Genomic DNA, 3,097 nt, shown 5'->3' on the forward strand with positions numbered 1-3,097 from the left:
AGTTCGACATCACGAACGACGGGTGGCCGGTCGCGTTGCCCAGGTTCAGCAGGCGGCCCTCGGACAGGACGATGAGGACCTTGCCGTCGGGGAACGTCCACGTGTGGACCTGCGGCTTGACCTCGTCCTTGACGATGCCCTCGATCTTCGCGAGGCCGTCCATGTCGATCTCGTTGTCGAAGTGGCCGATGTTCCCGACGATCGCCTGGTGCTTCATCCTGGCCATGTCCGAGGCCATGATGATGTCCTTGTTGCCGGTCGTCGTGATGAAGATGTCGGCCGTCTCCACGACGTCGTCGAGCGTGGCGACCTGGTAGCCGTCCATGGCCGCCTGGAGCGCGCAGATCGGGTCGATCTCCGTGACGATGACGCGCGCGCCCTGGCCGCGCAGGGACTCAGCGGACCCCTTGCCGACGTCGCCGTAGCCGAAGACGACCGCGACCTTGCCGCCGATGAGGACGTCGGTGGCACGGTTGATGCCGTCGACGAGGGAGTGGCGGCAGCCGTACTTGTTGTCGAACTTCGACTTCGTCACGGCGTCGTTCACGTTGATCGCCGGGAACAGCAGCGCACCGGACTGCTGCATCTCGTACAGGCGGTGGACGCCCGTCGTGGTCTCCTCGCTGACGCCGCGGATCTCCGCGGCCATGGCGCCCCACTTGAGGGTCGTGCGGTGCAGCAGCTCCAGGACCACGCGCATCTCGTGGTTCTCGGCGGTCGACGGGTCGGGGACCTGGCCGGCCTTCTCGTACTCGACGCCCTTGTGGACCAGCAGGGTGGCGTCGCCGCCGTCGTCCAGGATCATGTTGGGTCCGGCGGCGTCCGGCCAGGTCAGCGCCTGCTCGGTGCACCACCAGTACTCCTCCAGCGTCTCGCCCTTCCAGGCGAAGACCGGGATCCCGGCGGCGGCGATGGCGGCGGCCGCGTGGTCCTGGGTGGAGAAGATGTTGCAGGAGACCCAGCGGACCTGGGCGCCGAGGGCGACGAGGGTCTCGATCAGCACGGCGGTCTGCACCGTCATGTGCAGGGAACCGGTGATCCGCGCGCCGGCCAGCGGCTGGGCGGCCGCGTACTCCCGGCGGATCGACATCAGGCCGGGCATCTCGTGCTCGGCGAGAGTGATCTCCTTGCGCCCGAAGGCCGCGAGGGAAAGGTCGGCGACCTTGAAATCGGAGAACCGCTCAGCGGACATGCCAACTCCTGCTCTGTGTCTGACGATGGATATCGAGGCTCGCCGTGGAACGGTTGAGCGTGATGTAGTGCAGCCCGGGGGCGCCCTCCGCCAGCAGCCGCTCGGCCATGGCCGCGGCGTACTCGACCCCGATCCGGTGTGACGCGGCCGGATCGTCGCGGGCGGCTTCGAGCCGGTGCGCGAGGTCCTCGGGGAAGGCGGCGTTGCTGAGCTCCGCGAACCGGCGGATCTGGCGGACGTCGGTGGCGGGCATGATCTCCGGGATCACCGGGGTGTCGCAGCCGGCGGCCGCGACCCGGTCCCGGAACCTCAGGTAGTCCTCGACGTCGAAGAACATCTGCGTGACCGCGTAGTCGGCGCCGGCCCGGCACTTCTCGACGAAGTGGCGGATCTCCTCGTCCCAGCCCGCCGACCGGGGATGGAGCTCGGGGAACGCCGCCACGCCCACGCTGAAGTCACCCAGCTCACGGATGAGGGAGACCAGCTCGTGGGCGTACCGCAGCCCCTGCGGGTGCGGCTCCCACGGGCCGCGCGGATCACCCGGCGGGTCCCCGCGCAGGGCGAGGACGTCGCGGACGCCCGCGTCGGCGTACTGGCCGATGATCTGGCGCAGTTCGGCGACGGAGTGCCCGACGGCGGTCAGGTGGGCGACCGGGCGCAGCGTGGTCTCCGTGGCGATCCGCTTGGTGATCTCGACCGTACGGTCGCGCGAGGATCCGCCGGCCCCGTACGTGACGGAGACGAAGGTCGGGTTGAGGGACTCCACCCGGCGCAGGGCTTCCCACAGGGTGCGTTCCCCGGCGGCCGTCTTGGGCGGGAAGAACTCGAAGGAGAACGACCGGTCGCCCCGCAGGAAGGTGTCGCGCAGCGTGCTCATCGTCGGCCTCCGGCGTTGAAGTAGCTGGCTTCGGGGTGGTGCACGACGATGGCGTCGGTGGACTGCTCCGGGTGGAGCTGGAACTCCTCGGAGAGGTGGACGCCGATCCGCTCGGGCCGCAGCAGCTCGGCGATCTTGGCGCGGTCCTCCAGGTCGGGGCAGGCCGGGTACCCGAAGGAGTAGCGGCAGCCCTGGTACTCGGTGCGCAGCATCCCGTCGAGCGAGTGCGGGTCCTGCCCCGCGATGCCCAGCTCCGCGCGCACCCGGGCGTGCCAGTACTCGGCCAGGGCCTCGGCGAGCTGGACGGACAGGCCGTGCAGTTCGAGGTAGTCGCGGTAGGAGTCGGAGGCGAAGAGCTTGGCCGTGGCCTCGCCGATCTTCGAGCCGACGGTGACGACCTGGAGGCCGATCACGTCGGTCTCGCCGGACTCCTCGGGCTTGAAGAAGTCCGAGAGGCACAGGAACCTTCCGCGCGGCTGCCGGGGGAAGGAGAAGCGGGTCAGCTCGGCGCCCGTGTCGTCGAGCAGGATCAGGTCGTCGCCCTTGGAGACGCAACGGTAGTAGCCGTGGACCACGGCGGCTTCGAGGAGGTTCTCCGTCTGGAGCTTGTCGAGGAGGCCGCGCAGGCGGGGCCGGCCCTCGGACTCCACCAGCTCCTCGTACGAGGGCCCGCCGCGGGCCTGCTTCAGCCCCCACTGGCCCTTGAACAGCGCGTCCTCGTCCAGCCAGGACGCGTACTCCTTGAGGCCGATCCCCTTGACCACCCGGCTGCCCCAGAACGGGGGAGCGGGGACGGCGTTGTCGGAGGCGACGTCGGAGCGGGCCGGGACCTCGGGCTCGGGCTCCAGGACCGCGGTGGCGGCCGCGGACTTCACGCGGCGCTGCTTGAGCTCGGGGAGGCCGGCTCCGGGGACCCCGCGCTTGATCCCCATCAGGGCGTCCATGAGGCGCAGGCCTTCGAAGGCGTCGCGGGCGTAGCGGACTTCGCCCTCGTAGATCTCGTGGAGGTCCTGTTCGACGTAGGCGCG

3 protein-coding genes are annotated in these 3,097 nt (G+C 69.9%); all 3 read right to left on the reverse strand.

The window, feature by feature from the left end:
* Positions 1-1,192 (reverse strand): adenosylhomocysteinase (gene ahcY, locus ABZY44_RS37460; protein ID WP_356661993.1); only part of this gene is annotated, 1,192 nt, incomplete at its 3' end.
* Positions 1,182-2,069: a methylenetetrahydrofolate reductase [NAD(P)H] gene (gene metF / locus ABZY44_RS37465; RefSeq protein ID WP_356661995.1), complete on the reverse strand. Its 888-nt coding sequence runs from the start codon at positions 2,067-2,069 to the stop codon at positions 1,182-1,184. The genes metF and ahcY, both read right to left, overlap by 11 nt.
* A partial coding sequence (locus tag ABZY44_RS37470) for a vitamin B12 dependent-methionine synthase activation domain-containing protein (RefSeq protein ID WP_356661997.1) occupies positions 2,066-3,097 on the reverse strand: 1,032 nt, incomplete at its 5' end. The genes ABZY44_RS37470 and metF, both read right to left, overlap by 4 nt.

The sequence above is a fragment of the Streptomyces sp. NPDC006544 genome (genome assembly GCF_040611715.1).
In the GTDB taxonomy this organism is placed as follows: domain Bacteria; phylum Actinomycetota; class Actinomycetes; order Streptomycetales; family Streptomycetaceae; genus Streptomyces.